This is a genomic window from Kribbella qitaiheensis (genome assembly GCF_042657745.1).
In the GTDB taxonomy this organism is placed as follows: domain Bacteria; phylum Actinomycetota; class Actinomycetes; order Propionibacteriales; family Kribbellaceae; genus Kribbella; species Kribbella qitaiheensis.
In genome coordinates this window covers 54,890-71,752 of sequence record NZ_JBHSKE010000048.1, presented here as the reverse complement: position 1 = coordinate 71,752, position 16,863 = coordinate 54,890, and the positions used below count along the sequence as shown (strand labels likewise).

The 16,863-nt window shown below is 68.5% G+C and carries 15 protein-coding genes; 1 reads left to right on the top strand and 14 read right to left on the bottom strand.

Going from position 1 to position 16,863, the window contains the following annotated elements:
* Positions 1–60: 60 nt before the first annotated feature.
* A complete protein-coding gene (locus ACFPJ1_RS29185; protein ID WP_380108753.1) occupies positions 61–702 on the top strand; it encodes an AAA family ATPase in 642 nt (213 codons plus the stop codon).
* Here ACFPJ1_RS29185 and ACFPJ1_RS29180 read toward each other — a convergent pair.
* Genes ACFPJ1_RS29180 through ACFPJ1_RS29115 form a run of 14 tightly spaced genes read right to left on the bottom strand, consistent with a single transcriptional unit; the run spans position 686 to position 16,861 of the window.
* Positions 686–1,708, bottom strand: coding sequence for a polyprenyl synthetase family protein (locus ACFPJ1_RS29180; RefSeq protein ID WP_380108751.1), 1,023 nt, complete (start codon positions 1,706–1,708; stop codon positions 686–688). The two genes, ACFPJ1_RS29185 and ACFPJ1_RS29180, sit on opposite strands and share 17 nt — an antisense overlap.
* Positions 1,705–3,303 carry an NADH-quinone oxidoreductase subunit NuoN gene (gene nuoN / locus ACFPJ1_RS29175; RefSeq protein ID WP_380109372.1) on the bottom strand — a complete coding sequence of 533 codons (1,599 nt, stop codon included), beginning with the start codon at positions 3,301–3,303 and terminating at the stop codon, positions 1,705–1,707. Before nuoN ends, ACFPJ1_RS29180 begins: the two co-directional genes overlap by 4 nt.
* Before the next feature lie 11 nt (positions 3,304–3,314).
* The gene (locus ACFPJ1_RS29170; protein WP_380108749.1) at positions 3,315–4,838 is read right to left on the bottom strand and encodes an NADH-quinone oxidoreductase subunit M; all 1,524 of its coding nucleotides are present in this window, start codon (positions 4,836–4,838) and stop codon (positions 3,315–3,317) included.
* Complete coding sequence (nuoL, locus tag ACFPJ1_RS29165) at positions 4,835–6,706, bottom strand: NADH-quinone oxidoreductase subunit L (protein ID WP_380108748.1); 1,872 nt, start codon at positions 6,704–6,706, stop codon at positions 4,835–4,837. The genes ACFPJ1_RS29170 and nuoL overlap by 4 nt, the downstream gene beginning before the upstream one ends.
* A gap of 12 nt (positions 6,707–6,718) precedes the next feature.
* Positions 6,719–7,018 carry an NADH-quinone oxidoreductase subunit NuoK gene (nuoK, locus tag ACFPJ1_RS29160; protein WP_020391937.1) on the bottom strand — a complete coding sequence of 100 codons (300 nt, stop codon included), beginning with the start codon at positions 7,016–7,018 and terminating at the stop codon, positions 6,719–6,721.
* Positions 7,015–7,821, bottom strand: a complete 807-nt coding sequence (locus ACFPJ1_RS29155) for an NADH-quinone oxidoreductase subunit J (RefSeq protein WP_465261088.1) — start codon at positions 7,819–7,821, stop codon at positions 7,015–7,017. Before ACFPJ1_RS29155 ends, nuoK begins: the two co-directional genes overlap by 4 nt.
* A gap of 35 nt (positions 7,822–7,856) precedes the next feature.
* Positions 7,857–8,408 carry an NADH-quinone oxidoreductase subunit NuoI gene (nuoI, locus tag ACFPJ1_RS29150; protein WP_380108746.1) on the bottom strand — a complete coding sequence of 184 codons (552 nt, stop codon included), beginning with the start codon at positions 8,406–8,408 and terminating at the stop codon, positions 7,857–7,859.
* Positions 8,401–9,729 carry an NADH-quinone oxidoreductase subunit NuoH gene (nuoH, locus tag ACFPJ1_RS29145; protein ID WP_380108745.1) on the bottom strand — a complete coding sequence of 443 codons (1,329 nt, stop codon included), beginning with the start codon at positions 9,727–9,729 and terminating at the stop codon, positions 8,401–8,403. Before nuoH ends, nuoI begins: the two co-directional genes overlap by 8 nt.
* On the bottom strand, positions 9,726–12,155 hold the full coding sequence (locus ACFPJ1_RS29140) for an NADH-quinone oxidoreductase subunit G (protein WP_380108744.1): 2,430 nt from the start codon (positions 12,153–12,155) through the stop codon (positions 9,726–9,728). Before ACFPJ1_RS29140 ends, nuoH begins: the two co-directional genes overlap by 4 nt.
* Positions 12,152–13,462 carry an NADH-quinone oxidoreductase subunit NuoF gene (gene nuoF, locus ACFPJ1_RS29135; protein ID WP_380109370.1) on the bottom strand — a complete coding sequence of 437 codons (1,311 nt, stop codon included), beginning with the start codon at positions 13,460–13,462 and terminating at the stop codon, positions 12,152–12,154. The genes ACFPJ1_RS29140 and nuoF overlap by 4 nt, the downstream gene beginning before the upstream one ends.
* Positions 13,459–14,265 carry an NADH-quinone oxidoreductase subunit NuoE gene (gene nuoE, locus ACFPJ1_RS29130; protein ID WP_380108743.1) on the bottom strand — a complete coding sequence of 269 codons (807 nt, stop codon included), beginning with the start codon at positions 14,263–14,265 and terminating at the stop codon, positions 13,459–13,461. The genes nuoF and nuoE overlap by 4 nt, the downstream gene beginning before the upstream one ends.
* Positions 14,266–15,603, bottom strand: coding sequence for an NADH-quinone oxidoreductase subunit D (locus ACFPJ1_RS29125; RefSeq protein ID WP_380108742.1), 1,338 nt, complete (start codon positions 15,601–15,603; stop codon positions 14,266–14,268). It lies immediately after the preceding gene.
* Positions 15,603–16,310 (bottom strand): NADH-quinone oxidoreductase subunit C, encoded by a 708-nt coding sequence (locus ACFPJ1_RS29120; protein WP_380108741.1) that lies wholly within the window; start codon positions 16,308–16,310, stop codon positions 15,603–15,605. The genes ACFPJ1_RS29125 and ACFPJ1_RS29120 overlap by 1 nt, the downstream gene beginning before the upstream one ends.
* Entirely contained in the window at positions 16,307–16,861 is a 555-nt protein-coding gene (locus tag ACFPJ1_RS29115; RefSeq protein ID WP_132189734.1) for a NuoB/complex I 20 kDa subunit family protein, read from the bottom strand. The genes ACFPJ1_RS29120 and ACFPJ1_RS29115 overlap by 4 nt, the downstream gene beginning before the upstream one ends.
* Positions 16,862–16,863: the final 2 nt, after the last annotated feature.

Here is a 16,863-nt window from a genome sequence, read left to right as displayed (position 1 = left end):
GATCGCGGAACACCGGTCGCCGCCTCCCCCGTTGTCGAGGGAAAGGCCGAGGGAGGTTCCTTGACAGCTCTGCTCATCCCGCCGAGCGCCCGCCAGGATCCGGGCATCACCGAGTTGCGGTACCCGGCGGACTCCGTCGTCGTGCTGGCCGGGATCCCGGGAGCCGGCAAGAGCACTCTGCTCCGGCGGTTGTTCCCCGGGACCGCCGACGTACGGGTCCTCGACTCCGAACGCATCAGGGACCGCTGGATGCCGGTGCTCGGTCCGGTCCCGTACTCCGTCTGGCGCCCGCTGATGCACCTCACGTACTACGCGCGCGTACTACGGGCCATCCGCGGCGGCGGCCCATTGGTGGTTCACGACTGCGCAACAAGGCCCTGGGCGCGACAGCTCATCGGGCGATGGGCCCGGCGTTCGGGAGTGGCGGTCCACCTGATCATGCTCGACGTACCGGCCGACGTGGCGCGGCTCGGTCAGCACGCGCGGGCGCGGGTGGTGCGAGCACGGAGCATGGCGACCCACAGCCGGCGCTGGCCCGAATTGCTCGACCTGGCAGCCGACGACCCCGGGCAGGTGGTCCCCGGCGCGGCCTCCGCGGTGATCCTGGACCGGGACCAGGCCGACCGGCTCCGCAAGATCACCTTCACGTCGCGAGCCGACCAACAGCCCGCACGAGCAGGTGGGATCAGACCGAGCGGGTGACCACCAGGTCGCACAGGGACTCGAGCGCGCTGCGGCCTGAGCCCTCGGGAAGGTCCTCGAGCAGCTTGCGGGCGTCGTCCGCACGACGGCGTACGTCGTCCTCGGCCTGCTGGAGCGACGAGTGCGACCGCAGCAGCCCGAGGGTCTCGGCCAGGCGGGCGTCGTCGCTCAGGTCGGAGTCGAGCAGTTCGAGCAGCCGGGTGTCCTCGGCCTTGGCCGGATCTGCCTGGGCCCGGAAGATCAGTACCGGCAGGGTCGGCACGCCTTCGCGCAGATCCGTCCCGGGCGTCTTGCCGGACTGGCCGGACTCCGAGGTCACGTCGAGGATGTCGTCGGCCAGCTGGAAGGCCTGGCCGATCTCCTCACCGAAGGCCCGCAGCGTCTCCTGGATCTCGGCGGAGGCGCCGGCGAAGCGAGCGCCGAAGAGCGCGGACGTCGCGATCAGCGAGCCGGTCTTGTCCGCGACCACCGACAGGTAGTGCGCGAGCGGGTCCTGGCCCCGTGAGACACCGAGCGTCTCCCGGATCTGGCCCTCGACCAGCCGGCCGAAGGTACGGGCCTGGATCTTGACCGCCTCGGGGCCGAGGTCGGCCACCAGGTCGGAGGCCCGTGCGAACAGCCAGTCGCCGGTCAGGATCGCCACCGAGTTGTCCCAGCGCGCGTTGGCGCTGTCGGCGCCGCGACGCAGGGCTGCCTCGTCCATCACGTCGTCGTGGTACAGCGTCGCCAGGTGGGTCAGCTCGACCACCACGGCGGAGTCGACCACCTCGGCCGCGCCCGGCTCGGAGCCGAGCTCAGCGGCGAGCAGCACCAGCAACGGCCGGAACCGCTTGCCGCCAGCAACCATTACGTGCTGGGCGGCCTCGGTGACGAAAGGAGCTTCGGAACGGGCGGCGTCGCGGAGCGCCCGCTCGACCGCCTCCAGCCCAGTACGAACCCGGGACTCGAGCGCCGCGTCGGCGAACTCGAATCCCAGGCTCTCGGCCGGCAGCGGTGACGGGCTCAACGGATGAACTCACCCGCTCGGGCCGCCAGGTCGAGCACCGGTCCGGGAACCAGACCGAGCACCACCGTGGCGGCGAGACCCAGGGCGACAGCCGCGGTGGTCTGCCACCCGGGCAGGGCCACGTCCGGGCTGTCAGCCGGTAGGTCGGAGAAGAACATCAGCACGATCACGCGGACGTAGAAGAAGGCGGCGACCACGCTGCACAGTACGGCGACCACCACCAGCGGCCAGGCGCCACCGGTCCACGCCGCGGTGAACACGGCCCACTTGCCGGTAAAGCCCGCGGTCAGCGGGATACCGGCGAAGGAGAGCAGGAAGAAGGCGAAGATGCCGGCCAGCAATGGCGACTTCTTGCCCAGCCCGGCCCACCGGGACAGGTGGGTCGCCTCGCCGCCCGCGTCCCGCACCAGCGTGACGACGGCGAAGGCGCCGATGGTCGGGAAACCGTAGGTGACCAGGTAGAACAGCACCGCCTGGGTCGAGGTGATCCCATTGAGCACGCCGTTGCCGGCCTGTGCGAGCCCCACGAAAGCGGTCAGCAGGAAGCCCGCGTGCGCGATCGACGAGTAGGCCAGCATCCGCTTCACGTCGGTCTGGGTGATCGCGACGACCGAGCCGACCACCATGGTCAGGATGGCGACGACCCACATCATCGGCGCCCAGTCCCAGCGGGTGCCGCCGAGCGCGACGTAGAAGACCCGCATCAGCCCGATGAACGCGGCGATCTTGGTGCAGGCCGCCATGAATCCGGTGATCGGCGTCGGCGCACCCTGGTACACGTCCGGCGTCCACGAGTGGAACGGCACGGCCCCGACCTTGAACAGCAGGCCGACCCCGATCAGGCCGGTACCGGCCAGCAGGATCGAGTCGCCGCCGGTCTTGGTGGCCAGCGCGTCGGAGATGCCGCCCAGCGACATGGTGCCGGAGTAGCCGTAGAGCAGGGCGATGCCGTAGAGCAGGAACGCCGAGGAGAACGCGCCGAGCAGGAAGTACTTCATCGCGGCTTCCTGCGAGATCAGCCGGCGACGGCGGGCCAGCCCGCAGAGCAGGTAGAGCGGCAGCGAGAAGACCTCGAGCGCGACGAACAGCGTCAGCAGGTCGTTCGCCGAGGCGAAGAGCATCATGCCGCCGACCGCGAACAGGGTCAGCGGGAAGACCTCGGTGTGCTCGACCTTGGCCGCGGTGGCTTCCCGCTCCGCCTCACTCCCCGGTACCGCGGCCGCCTGGCCCGCGAACGCGGACAGGCCACCGTCGACCGAGCGCTCGGCGAACAGCAGCACGCTGATCAGGGTCAGCGCCAGCAGGAGCATCCAGGTGAACAGCGCCGGGCCGTCCACCGAGATCGCGCCCTGGGCCGCGATCAGCTCCTTGTTGTCGGCCACCAGGATCACCGTCAGCACGCCGGCGACGAGCAGGGCGAGGATGGAGATCGCCAGCTGCACGAGGTGCCGCCACGACCGCGGCACGAACGCCTCCGCGAGAACGCCGACACACGCCGCGCCGAAGATGACAAGCAGCGGAGCGAGCTCGTTGTACTCGATCTTCGGTGCCACGAAGTCCGCGAGCGGCCTGGAGATCTCCGCCGCCAGCGGCATCAGCACTGCACTCACTTCTGTCCCTCCGTCACGGGAACCTGCGGGGCCGGGTCGGTGACACCCACGCGCTGCATCGTCGACTGGACCGCCGGCTTGATGATGTCGACCACCGGCTTCGGGTAGAGGCCGATGCCGACGATCAGCAGCACCAGCGGTGCGATCGCGAACACCTCGCGGAAGTTCAGGTCCTTGATCTTGTCGATCCCTTCACGCACCGGCCCGGTCATCAGGCGCTGGTACATGATCAGGATGTAGAGCGCGGCCAGCACGATACCGAGCACGGCGATCACCGCGATCACCTTGTGCCTGCTGAACGTCCCGGCGAGCACCATGAACTCGGAGATGAACGGCGACAATCCGGGCAGCGAGAGGCTGGACAGGCCGGCGAACAGGAAAGTGCCGGCCAGCACCGGAGCCACCTTCTCGACACCGCCGTAGTCCGCGATCCGGGCCGACCCGCGCCGCGAGATCAGGTAGCCGGCGATCAGGAACAGCGCCGCCGTGGAGAGACCGTGGTTGAACATGTACAAGGTCGACCCGGTCAGGCCCTGCGAGGTGAGCGCGAAGATGCCCATCACGATGAAGCCGAAGTGCGAGATCGAGGTGTACGCGATCAGCCGCTTGATGTCGGTCTGCCCGATCGCCACCAGCGCGCCGTACAGGACGCTGATCAGCGCGAGCACGAGCACCACCGGGGTGGCCCACTCGGACGCGTTCGGGAACAGACCCAGGCAGAACCGGATCATCCCGAAGGTGCCGATCTTGTCCAGGATGCCGACCAGCAGCACCGACGTCCCGGGTGTCGCCTCGGCGGCGGCGTCCGGCAGCCAGGTGTGGAACGGCACCATCGGCGCCTTCACCGCGAAGGCGAAGAAGAAGCCGAGGAACAGCCAGCGCTCGGTGTTCTGGCTCATGTCGGCCTTCATCAGGTCGCTGAGCAGGTACGACGGGTCGCCGGTCTTGGCGGACACGACGTACAGGCCGACCACGGACGCCAGCATCAGCAGACCGCCGAGCAGCGAGTAGAGCAGGAACTTCACCGCGGCGTACGAGCGCTGGGCGCCGCCGAAGCCACCGATCAGGAAGTACATCGGGATCAGCGTGGCCTCGAAGAGCACGTAGAAGAGGAACACGTCGGTGGCGGCGAACACGCCGATCGACAGCGCCTCCAGGCCCAGGACCCAGGCGAAGAAGGACTTCTCGCTCCAGCGGCCGCTCTTCGCGTCATTCCAGGAGGCGATCAGCACGACCGGGGTGAGCAGCGCGGTGAGCACGATCAGCACGATGCCGACCCCGTCGAGGCCGACCGCGTAGTGCGCGCCGAACGCCGCGATCCAGGTGTGCGTCTCGTCGTAGTCCGCGGGACCGTTCTGCTGGTAGCCGACCGCGATCACGATGGTCAGCACCAGCGTGAGCAGGGAGAAGCCCACCGCGACCTGCTTGGACAGCAGCGCCTTGGCCTTCGGCACCACCATCGTCGCCAGGACACCCACCAGCGGCAGGAGCATTGTCAGGGTCAACCAACCGATGTTCACGACAACCTCACCGCGAGGAGGGCGACGACCACGAGTGCGGCGCCGAAGACCATGCTGAGTGCGTACGAACGGACGAAGCCCGTCTGGAACCGGCGCAACCGGCCGGACAACCCACCGAAGAGCGCGGCCAGCCCGTTGACCAGGCCGTCCACCCCGCGGTTGTCGAACCAGACCAGCGTCCGGGTGAGGTACTGGCCCGGACGCATCAGGACCGCCTCGTTCAGCGCGTCGCCGTACAGGTCACGGCGGGCGAAGGTGGTGACCGGCGAGACCTGGACCGGCGCCTCGCGCGGGATGTCGCGGCGGAACAGCACGACTCCGATGGCGGCGCCGACGATGACCACCGCGAGGATGATCAGCGTCATCGCCAGCTCGCTGAGCGGCGGGTGTGCTTCCTCGAAACCGGTGACCGGCTCGAGCCAGTTGACGATCCAGTGGCCGACGAAGTAGAGCGCGCCGCCGACCAGCGAGAGGATCGCCAGGATGATCAGCGGACCGGTCATCACCTTCGGCGACTCGTGCGGGTGCACGTCCTCCTTCCAGCGCTTCTCGCCGAAGAAGGTCATCATCATCAGCCGGGTCATGTAGAACGCGGTGATGCCGGCGCCGAGCAGCGCGCACAGACCGACCACCGTGTTCTCCGCGAAGGCGACCTCGATGATCTTGTCCTTGCTGAAGAACCCGGAGAACGGCGGGATGCCGAGGATCGCCAGGTAGCCGAAGGCGAACGTCACGAACGTGACTTTCATGTACTTCGCCAGCCCGCCGTAGCGCCGCATGTCCACGTCGTCGTTCATGCCGTGCATCACCGAGCCGGCCCCGAGGAACATGTTGGCCTTGAAGAAGCCGTGCATGAGCAGGTGGAAGATCGCGAAGACGTAACCCACCGGGCCGAGACCGGCGGCGAGCATCATGTAGCCGATCTGGCTCATCGTCGAACCGGCCAGCACCTTCTTGATGTCGTCCTTGGCACAACCGATGATCGCGCCCACCAGGACTGTCACCGTACCGACGATCACCACCGCTGTGGAGGCCGCGTCGGTCTGCTCGTAGATCGCGCTCGACCGCGTCACCAGGTAGACGCCCGCGGTGACCATGGTCGCCGCGTGGATCAGCGCCGACACCGGGGTCGGGCCTTCCATCGCGTCGAGCAGCCACGACTGCAGCGGCACCTGCGCGGACTTGCCGCAGGCCGCGAGCAGCAGCATCAGACCCAGCAGTGTCGCCCAGGTGGAGGACAGTTGCTCGGCGCCCGCGTTCACCGTGGTGAACGCGGAGGAGCCGAACAACGCCCACATGCTCATCACCGCGAGCGAGAGGCCCATGTCACCGACCCGGTTCACCACGAACGCCTTCTTCGCGGCGGTCGCGGCCGACGGCTTGGCCTGGTAGTAGCCGATCAGCAGGTACGACGCCAGACCGACGCCTTCCCAGCCGACGAAGACCACCAGGTAGTCCGACGCCAGCACCAGCAGCAGCATGGAGGCGATGAACAGGTTCAGGTAGGCGAAGAAGCGGCGCCGGCGGGGGTCGCCGGCCATGTAGCCGATCGAATAGATGTGGATCAGCGAACCCACACCGGTGATCAGCAGCACGAAGAGGATGGACAGCTGGTCGACCAGCAGGGTCACATCCACCTTGATGCCGCCGACCGAGAACCACTCGAACAGCTTGACCGTTTCGGACCGGTCGTCGCCGGGCTTGCCCGACATCTGGATGAACAGCAGGACTCCGCAGACGAACGAGGCCAGCGGTGCGGCGGTGCCCAGCAGGTGACCCCAGGCGTCGGTGGCCTTGCCACCGAGCAACAGGATCGCCGCGGACACGGCCGGGATCGCGACCAGCAGCCACGTCAGCTCATGACTCATCGGTGATCGACCTCAGTACTTGAGCAGGTTGGCGTCGTCGACCGAGGCCGAGCGACGGGTGCGGAAGATGGCCATGATGATCGCCAGGCCGATCACAACCTCGGCCGCCGCCACCACCATCACGAAGAAGGCGGCGATCTGGCCGTCGAGGTTGCCGTGCTGGCGGGCGAAGCTGACGAACGCGAGGTTGGTCGCGTTGAGCATCAGCTCGACACACATGAAGACGACGATGGCGTTGCGACGCACCAGCACGCCCAGCGCCCCGATGCTGAACAACATCGCCGACAAGACGATGTACGGCTCGGTGGTCACAGCTTCTCTCCTTCACCGAATCCGGTCAGGTCCGTGCCGGTGTGCTCCGGCGGGACCACGTCGCCGGCGTCGCCATCGGCGATCCGGCGGACGGTCTCGATCTCGTCGCGCTCCTCGGTCTCGGGGAACACCGTGCCACGTGCCTGCAGCACGCGCGAAACCGAGGTCGGCGCGACCGACCCGTCGGGCAGCAGCGCCGGCGTGTCGACGGCGTTGTGCCGGGCCAGTACGCCGGGAGTCGGCAGCGGGCCCGGGTGTACGCCGGTCTCGGCGTACTTGCGGATCCGGTCCTCGGCCAGGTCGCGCTGGGTCCGCTTGGGCTTGAGCCGCTCGCGGTGCGCCAGCATCATCGCGCCCATCGCCGCGGTGATCAGCAGCGCCGAGGTCACCTCGAAGGCGAACACGTACCTGCCGAACAGCAGTTGGGCGATCCCCTTCGGGTTGCCGTCCGGCTGCGCCTGCGCGAGGCCCACCGGTTCGCCGTACACGGCGTTGCCGACCGCGAAGACCAGCAGGATGCCGAAGCCGAGGAAGGCGAGGCCGGCCAGCAGCCGCTGACCGCGGATCGTCTCGACCAGCGAGTCGGAGGCATCGACGCCGACCAGCATCAGCACGAACAGGAAGAGCATCAGGATGGCGCCGGTGTAGACGATGATCTGCACCGCGAACAGGAATGGCGCGTCCTGGGCCGCGTACTGCACGGCCAGGCAGACCATCACCGTTGCCAGCAGCAACGCGGAGTGCACCGCCTTGCGGACCAGGATCATCGCGATCGCGGCCAGCACCATGACCGGCGCCAGCATCCAGAAGGCGAACTGGCCGCCGGTGACGAGGCCGATCACTTCTCGGCACCTCCCTCGGCGGGGACGACGGCCGAGCCGGTCAGGCCGCGGTAGTAGTCCTTGTCAGTGGTGCCGAGCAGCATCTCGTGCGGCGGCTCCTGCATGCCGGGAAGCAGCGGGGCCAGCAGGTCCTTCTTCTCGTAGATGAGGGACTCGCGGCTACGGTCGGCCAGTTCGTACTCGTTCGTCATCGTGAGCGCCCGGGTCGGGCACGCCTCGATGCAGAGTCCGCAGAGGATGCAGCGCAGGTAGTTGATCTGGTAGACGCTGCCGTAGCGCTCACCCGGCGACATCCTGCCGCCCTCGGCGTTGTCGGCGCCCTCGACGTAGATCGCGTCCGCCGGGCAGGCCCACGCGCACAGCTCGCAGCCGATGCACTTCTCCAGGCCGTCCGGCCAGCGGTTCAACTGGTGCCTGCCGTGGAACCGCGGCGCGGTCGGCTTCTTCTCGAACGGGTACTGCTCGGTGAACACCTTCCGGAACATCGTCCGGAAGGTGACCCCGAACCCGGCTACCGGATCCCAGAGGGATTCTTTGACACTAGCCACGGTCGGCTTCCTCGCTTCGGCTCGGAGTCTTGACGAGCGGTGGTGGAACCGGGAACCCGCCGGCGAAGGCGTCGAAGTCGGCGTCATCGTCAGGCAGTCCGGACTTGTCCTCGGTCTTCTTCTGCGGCAGGAACATCGTGATCACCGCGATCAGCGCGACGATCCCCGCGGCCACCAGCAGCCAGTTGCGCTGGAAGTCGACCTCGCGGCCGACGGCGCGCACGGTGGCGACCAGCACGATCCAGGCCAGCGAGACCGGGATCAGGATCTTCCACCCCAGCTTCATGAACTGGTCGTAGCGCAGTCGCGGCAGCGTTCCGCGCAGCCAGATGTAGAAGAAGATGAAGCACATCATCTTGCCGACGAACCACAGCACCGGCCAGAAGCCGGAGTTCGCGCCCTCCCAGATCGAGATCGGCCAGGGCGCCCGGTAGCCGCCCAGGAACAGGGTGGTCGCCAGCGCCGACACGGTCGCCATGTTGATGTACTCGGCCAGGAAGAACATCGCGTACTTCATCGACGAGTACTCGGTCAGGAAGCCGGCCACCAGTTCGCCCTCGGCCTCCGGCAGGTCGAACGGCGCCCGGTTCGTCTCGCCGATCATCGAGACCACGTAGATCACGAAGGACGGGAAGAGCAGGAACGCGTACCAGCCGGGGATCGGGATGTCCGCGCCGAACAGGTTGATCGACTGGTGCGAGCCCTGTGCCTGGACGATGTCCCAGGTGGACATCGAGCCGGCGAACAGGAAGACCGTCACGAACGCCAGGCCCATGCCGACCTCGTAGGAGATCATCTGGGCGCTCGAGCGCAGACCGCCGAGCAGCGAGTAGGTCGAGTTCGACGACCAGCCGCCCAGCACGATGCCGTAGATGCCGATCGAGGCGATCGCCATCACATACAGCACCGAGACCGGCAGGTCGGTGAGCTGCAGCCGGGTGTAGGTGTCGGTGAAGGGGATCTTCACCGTCGGCCCGAACGGGATCACCGCGAAGGTCAGGAAGGCCGGGATCGACACGATCACCGGCGCCGCGACGTAGACGAACCTGTCCACGCCCTTCGGCATCAGGTCTTCCTTGAACATCAGCTTCATACCGTCGGCGAGCGACTGGAGCAGACCGAACGGGCCGTGCACGTTCGGTCCGATCCGGTGCTGCATCCGGGCCACGACCCGGCGCTCCCACCAGATGTTGAACAGCGTCAGCACGACCAGGAAGACGAAGATGATCAGGACCTTGAGGACAACGACCCACCAGGGATCGTTGCCGACTCCGGCGTCCGGCACGGCGAGCGGCCGTGCCACCAGGGAGATGGGGCTCATGCGTTCCCTCCGGCGATCGTCACGATCGAGCCATGGTCGGCGTGCAGCGACCTTCTGACGTGCGAGTCGGCCGAGTTGGTCGGCAGCCAGACCACGTTGTCGGTCATCGGGGTGATCAGCACCGGCAGCCGGATCGAGCCGGCGTCGGTGCTCACCACGAGTTCGTCACCGTCGTGCACACCGATCCGGTGCGCCGTGGTCAGCGAGATCCGCGCCACCGGCCGGCGGGCGGTCGCGACCAGGTGCGGCTCACCGTCGTTGCCGCGGCTGTCGTCGATCAGCATCCGCCAGGTCGCCAGCCGGGTCGAGTCGAAGGCGCCCAGCGCCGGACCGGCCTGGTACGTCGGCTCGCTGGCCCGGTCGCCGTCCCAGCGGCCGAGCTCGTCGAACTCCTTCTTGGCGGCGGCCGGGGTGCTGAACCCGAGCGGGGTGTCCATCTCCTGCGCCAGCGCGGCGAGCGCCCGGACATCGGGCATCGCGGCGGGCACCTGAAGCACCACCGGGAACGGCCGCTCGCGACCCTCCCAGTTCACGAAGGTGCCGTCCTTCTCCGCCGGCGGAACCACCGGGAAGATGACGTCCGCGTGCTCGGTCACCTGCGAACTGCGCAGCTCGAAGCTCACCACGAACGGCGCGGCCTCCAGCGCGGCCAGGGCCGCCTCCGGGTCCGGCAGGTCGTCGATCTCGACGCCGGCGACGACCAGTGCCTGCAGCGATCCGGCCGCCTCGATGATCTCGCCGGTGTCCCGGCCGATGGTGCCCGGCAGGTGCTCGACGCCCCAGGCTGCCTGCAGGTCGACCCGCGCGGCAGCGTCCGACACCAGGCGACCGCCCGGCAGCAGGGCCGGCAGGCAGCCGGCCTCGAGCGCTCCACGGTCGCCCGCGCGGCGCGGGATCCAGGCCAGCTGCGCGCCCGAGTCCAGCGCCAGCCGCAGCGCCGCGGAGAGTGCACCCGGCACAGCCGCGAGCCGCTCGCCCACGATGATGATCGAGTCGGCGCCGAGCGCTTCCTGCGCCGCGGCTCCGGCCTCGCCCATGCTCCGGAGGTCACCCAGTACCGCGGCCTCCGTGCCCGGCGAGGTCTGGACGACGACCCCCGAGAGCTTCTGTACTCCGCGCGACGCGAACGGCGCCACGGTGAACACCTTGGTGCCGATCTTGCGAACGCCCTTGCGGAGCCGCAGGAAGACCGTCGGCGACTCCTCCTCGGGCTCGAACCCGACCAGCAGCACGGATCCCGCGCGCTCCAGGTCCGCGAACGTCGTACCGATGCCGGTGCCGGCGACCGCGGCGGCGAGGAAGTCCGCTTCCTCCACCGAGTGCGGCCGGGACCGGAAGTCGATGTCGTTGGTGCCGAGGGCGACCCGGGCGAACTTCGAGTACGCGTAGGCGTCCTCAAGGGTCAGCCGGCCACCGGTCAGGACGGCGGCGTTGCCCCGGGCGGCGGTGAGCTTCTTCGCCGCGAAGTCCAGCGCCTCCGGCCAGGACGCGGGCCGCAGCTCGCCGTCCTCGCGGATCATCGGGTGGGTCAGCCGGTCACCGGTGGTCGCGTAGTTGAACGCGAACCGGTCGCGGTCGGAGATCCACTCCTCGTTGACCTCTGGGTCGTCGCCGGCCAGCCGGCGCATCACCTTGCCGCGCCGGAAGTCGACCCGGATCGCCGCGCCGGACGCGTCGTGCTCGGCCACCGACGGCACCGAGACGAGGTCGAACGGCCGGGACCGGAACCGGTACGCCGCGCTGGTGAGCGCGCCGACCGGGCAGATCTGGATCGTGTTGCCCGAGAAGTAGCTCTCGAACGGCTCCTTCTCGTAGATGCCGACCTGCTGCAGGGCGCCCCGCTCGAGCATCTCGATGAACGGGTCACCTGCGATCTGCTGGGAGAACCGGGTGCAGCGGGCGCAGAGCACGCAGCGCTCGCGGTCCAGCAGCACCTGCGCGGAGATGTTGATCGGCTTGGGGTAGGTCCGCTTCACCTCGTGGAAGCGGCTCTCGCCCCGGCCATTCGTCATCGCCTGGTTCTGCAGCGGGCACTCGCCGCCCTTGTCGCAGACCGGGCAGTCCAGCGGGTGGTTGATCAGCAGGAACTCCATCTGGCCCTGCTGCGCCTTGTCGGCCACCGGCGAGCTGATCTGGGTCCGCAGCACCATGCCGTCGGCAACGGTCAGCGAGCAGGAGGTCTGCGGCTTCGGCATCCCCCGGCCGTTGCCGGCGTCGACCACCTCGATCAGGCACTGCCGGCAGGCGGCGACCGGGTCGAGCAGCGGGTGGTCGCAGAACCGCGGGATCTGCACGCCGATCTGCTCGGCGGCACGGATCGCCAGCGTGTTCTTCGGAACCTTCACCTCGATGTCGTCGATCGTGACCGTCACCAGGTCGGTGCGCTCCACCTGGGAGCCGGCCGGCGGGTTCGCTTGGATGGTCATGCGTTAGCTCCAGCGGTCGCGAAGACGGCAGCCGCCATCGGGTCGAACGGGCAGCCGCCGTGGGTGAAGTGCGCCAGGTACTCGTCCTTGAAGTGCTGGAGCGAGCTGGTGATCGGCGCGGTCGCGCCGTCGGCGAGGGCGCAGAAGGAACGGCCGGTGATGTTGTCGCACAGATCCAGCAGCGTCTCCAGGTCGGCCTCGGAGCCGTTGCCGGCCTCCAGCCGCTCGAGGATCTGCACCAGCCACCAGGTGCCCTCGCGGCACGGCGTGCACTTGCCGCACGACTCGTGCTTGTAGAACTCGGTCCAGCGCAGCGTCGCCCGGACCACACAGGTGGTGTCGTCGAAGATCTGCAGCGCCTTGGTGCCGAGCAGCGAGCCGGCGCCCGCGACGCCCTCGTAGTCCAGCGGGACGTCCAGGTGCTCCTCGGTCAGCAGCGGGGTGGACGATCCGCCCGGCGTCCAGAACTTCAGCGTGTGGCCCTCGCGGACCCCGCCGGCCAGGTCGAGCAGCTCCCGCAGGGTGATCCCCATCGGCGCCTCGTACTGGCCCGGCCTGGTGACGTGCCCGGACAGCGAGTAGATCGTCGGGCCCTTGGACTTCTCGGTGCCCATCGAGGCGAACCAGTCCGGGCCGTTGGCGATGATCGAGGGAACTGAGGCGATCGATTCGACGTTGTTGATGACAGTGGGGCAGCCGTACAGGCCGGCCACCGCGGGGAACGGAGGACGCAGCCGAGGTTGACCACGACGACCTTCCAGCGAGTCGAGCAGCGCCGTCTCCTCGCCGCAGATGTACGCGCCGGCGCCGGCGTGCACGACCACGTCGAGGTCGTACCCGCTGCCGAGGATGTCGGCGCCGATGAAGCCGCCCGCCCTGGCCTCGGCGACCGCCTGCTGCAGCCGGCGGACCACGTGCAGCACCTCACCGCGGACGTAGATGAACGCCGTGTTCGCGCGGATCGCGTACGCCGAGATGATCACGCCCTCGACCAGGGTGTGCGGCGAGGCCAGCATCAGCGGAATGTCCTTGCAGGTACCCGGCTCGGACTCGTCCGCGTTCACCACCAGGTACTTCGGCTTGGGGTTGTCCTGCGGGATGAACGACCACTTCATGCCGGTCGGGAAGCCCGCACCGCCACGGCCGCGCAGGCCCGAGTCCTTCACCGCGGTGACCACGTCGGCCGGCTGCATCCGCAGCGCGGTCTTCAGCGCCTCGTAGCCGCCGGAGCGCTGGTAGCTCGTCAGCTGCCAGGAACGGATCTGGTCCCAGTTGTCGGACAGCACCGGAGTCAGCACGGCGATCAGTCCTCCTTCCGCGCGTCGTCGGTGTGGACCGTCTGGGATTCCTTGCCGGGCTGGTCCTCAGGGCGCGGACCGGAGGCCGCGTCCGGGGAGACCGTCTGCTCCGGCTCCGGCGCACGGCCGGAGTGGTTGCCCTGCGGCGCTGTCCAGTTGCGCTCCCGGGCCAGCCGCAGGCCGGCGAGAGTGGCCTTGCCACCGGTCGGGCCCTCGTCGGCGCGGCCGTCGGGGAACCCGGCGAGCACCCGCTCGGCCTCGCGCCAGGTGCAGACGGTGGCACCGCGCGGCGACTTCACCTCGGTGCCCTCGCGCAGGTTGTCCACCAGCTGGGTGGCGGACTCCGGGGTCATGTCGTCGAAGAACTCCCAGTTCACCATCATCACCGGCGCGTAGTCGCAGGCGGCGTTGCACTCGAGGTGCTCGAGGGTGATCTTGCCGTCCTCGGTGGTCTCGTCGTTGCCGACGTCGAGGTGCTGCTTGAGCCGCTCGAAGATCAGGTCGCCACCCATCACCGCGCAGAGCGTGTTGGTGCACACCCCGACGTGGTACTCGCCGACCGGGCGACGCTTGTACATCGTGTAGAAGGTCGCCACCGCCGACACCTCGGCGCCGGTCAGGCCGAGCACGTCGGCACAGGCCTCGATGCCCTCGGGGGTGATCCGGCCCTCGACCGACTGCACCAGGTGCAGCATCGGCAGCAGGGCGGACCGGCCGACCGGGTACCGCGCGGCCAGCTCGCGCATCTCGGCGAGCGTGGTGTCGCCGAGCTTCGTCTCGCCTGTGCTGTAGGGAACGGTTGTGTCAGACATCTATCGGTCCACTCCACCCATCACCGGGTCAAGGCTGGCGACGGCGACGATCACGTCGGCGACCTGTGCGCCCTCGCACAGGATCGGCATCGCCTGCAGGTTTGCGAACGACGGGTCGCGGAAGTGCGCCCGGTACGGCTTGGTGCCGCCGTCGGAGACCAGATGGCAGCCCAGCTCACCGCGCGGCGACTCGACCGCCACGTAGGCCTGCCCGGCCGGCACCCGGAAGCCCTCGGTGACCAGTTTGAAGTGATGGATCAGCGCTTCCATCGACTCGCCCATGATGTGCTTGATGTGGTCGAGAGAGTTGCCCATCCCGTCGTTGCCGACGGCCAGCTGGGCCGGCCAGCCGATCTTCTTGTCCGCCACCATCACCGGCTCGCCCTCCATCTTGGCCAGGCGGTCGGCGCACTGCTCGACGATCTTCAGCGATTCCCACATCTCCTGCAGGCGGATCCGGAAGCGGCCGTACGAGTCGGCGGTGTCCCAGGTCGGTACGTCGAAGTCGTACGTCTCGTACCCGCAGTACGGCTGGGTCTTGCGCAGGTCGAGGCCGTAGCCGGTGGCGCGCAGCGGCGGCCCGGAGATGCCGAGCGCCATGCACCCGGCCAGGTCCAGGTAGCCCACGTTCTGCAGCCGGCCCTTGAAGATCGGGTTCGCGTTGCACAGCTCGGCGTACTCGGGCAGGTGCTTGTTCATCCAGGTGATGTAGTCCCGGATCTTGTCCAGCGCCCCCGGCGGCAGGTCCTGGGCGACACCGCCCGGCCGGATGAACGCGTGGTTCATCCGCAGTCCGGTGATCAGCTCGAACAGGTCGAGCGTCATCTCCCGCTCACGGAAGCCGATCGTCATCACGGTCAGCGCGCCGATCTCCATCCCACCGGTGGCGATCGCGACCAGGTGGCTGGAGATCCGGTTCAGCTCCATCAGGAGCACCCGCATCACGTTGGCCTTCTCCGGGATCTGGTCCTCGATGCCGAGCAGCCGCTCGACCGCGAGGCAGTACGCGGTCTCGTTGTAGAACGGCGAGAGGTAGTCCATCCGGGTGCAGAACGTGACGCCCTGCGTCCAGTTGCGGAACTCCATGTTCTTCTCGATACCGGTGTGCAGGTAGCCGATGCCGCAGCGGGCCTCGGTCACCGTCTCGCCCTCGATCTCGAGGATCAGCCGGAGCACGCCGTGGGTGGACGGGTGCTGCGGGCCCATGTTGACGACGATGCGCTCTTCGGGTTCGTCGGCCAGGCCGGACACGACCGAGTCCCAGTCCTGACCGGTGACGGTGAAGACCTTGCCCTCGGTGGTGTCGCGAGCGTCGGCGTAGGGATCTGTAGTGGTCATCAGTTGTACGACCTCCGCGTGTCGGGCGGCGGGATGACGGCGCCCTTGTACTCGACGTCGATGCCGCCGAGCGGGTAGTCCTTGCGTTGCGGGTGACCCGGCCAGTCGTCGGGCATCTGGATCCGGGTCAGCGCCGGGTGTCCGTCGAAGATGATGCCGAAGAAGTCCCAGGTCTCGCGCTCGTGCCAGTCGTTGGCCGGGTAGACCGAGACGATGGACGGGATGTGCGGATCGGAGTCCGGGCAGGACACCTCGACCCGGATCCGCCGGTTGTGGGTGATCGAGAGCAGGTGGTAGACCGCGTGCAGTTCGCGGTCGGTCTCGTTCGGGTAGTGCACGCCGCTGACGCCGGAGCAGAACTCGAACCGCAGCGCCTCGTCGTCGCGCAGGTGCTGGGCGACCTCGACCAGCCGGTCGCGCTGGACGTGCAGGGTCAGCTCGCCGTACGCGACCACGACCTTCTCGATCGCGCCGTCGCCGACCAGGCTCTCCAGCTTCTCGGTGGCGGCGTCGTACCAGGAGCCGTACGGTTTGGCCGATCCGCCGGGCAGCGCGACCTGGCGGCGCAGGCCGCCGAAGCCGGACGTGTCACCGGTGCCGCGGACGCCGAACATGCCTTCGCGCTGGTCGACCACCTCGGCCGCCGGCGTCTGAGCGTCGCTACCGGGCGTCGTCGCCGGCAGGTTCTCCGGTTGGATATCACTCACCGAAGCAGCCCCTTCATCTCGAGCGTCGGCGACGCGGTGAGGGCCGCAGCCTCTTCCTCGGCCTGCAGTGCCTTCTTGTTCGCGCCGAGCTTGCCGTTCTGGATGTCGGCGTGCAGCTTGAGGAACGCGTCCAGCAGCATCTCCGGCCGCGGCGGGCAGCCGGGCAGGTACATGTCGACCGGGACGACGTGGTCCACGCCCTGCACGATCGCGTAGTTGTTGAACATGCCGCCGGACGACGCGCAGACACCCATCGCCAGCACCCACTTCGGGTTCGGCATCTGGTCGTAGATCTGGCGCAGTACCGGGGCCATCTTCTGGCTCACCCGGCCGGCCACGATCATCAGGTCGGCCTGCCGCGGCGACGCCCGGAAGACCTCCATGCCGAACCGCGCCGCGTCGTACCGGGGCGCGCCCGTCGTCATCATCTCGATGGCGCAGCAAGCCAGGCCGAAGGTTGCCGGCCACAACGACGCCTTGCGCATGTAGCCCGACAGGCCCTCGACGGTGGTCAGCAGGACGCCGGCCGGAAGCTGTTCCTCAACACCCATTG

What these genes read in the sequence shown, in the direction of transcription:
- nuoN (WP_380109372.1), bottom strand. Translation starts at nt 3,303, where the DNA reads ATGCCGCTGGCGGCGGAGATCTCCAGGCCGCTCGCGGACTTCGTGGCA.
- nuoL (WP_380108748.1), bottom strand. Translation starts at nt 6,706, where the DNA reads ATGAGTCATGAGCTGACGTGGCTGCTGGTCGCGATCCCGGCCGTGTCC.
- ACFPJ1_RS29155 (WP_465261088.1), bottom strand. Translation starts at nt 7,821, where the DNA reads ATGCTGGCGCCGGTCATGGTGCTGGCCGCGATCGCGATGATCCTGGTC.
- nuoH (WP_380108745.1), bottom strand. Translation starts at nt 9,729, where the DNA reads ATGAGCCCCATCTCCCTGGTGGCACGGCCGCTCGCCGTGCCGGACGCC.
- ACFPJ1_RS29140 (WP_380108744.1), bottom strand. Translation starts at nt 12,155, where the DNA reads ATGACCATCCAAGCGAACCCGCCGGCCGGCTCCCAGGTGGAGCGCACC.
- nuoE (WP_380108743.1), bottom strand. Translation starts at nt 14,265, where the DNA reads ATGTCTGACACAACCGTTCCCTACAGCACAGGCGAGACGAAGCTCGGC.
- ACFPJ1_RS29125 (WP_380108742.1), bottom strand. Translation starts at nt 15,603, where the DNA reads ATGACCACTACAGATCCCTACGCCGACGCTCGCGACACCACCGAGGGC.
- ACFPJ1_RS29115 (WP_132189734.1), bottom strand. Translation starts at nt 16,861, where the DNA reads ATGGGTGTTGAGGAACAGCTTCCGGCCGGCGTCCTGCTGACCACCGTC.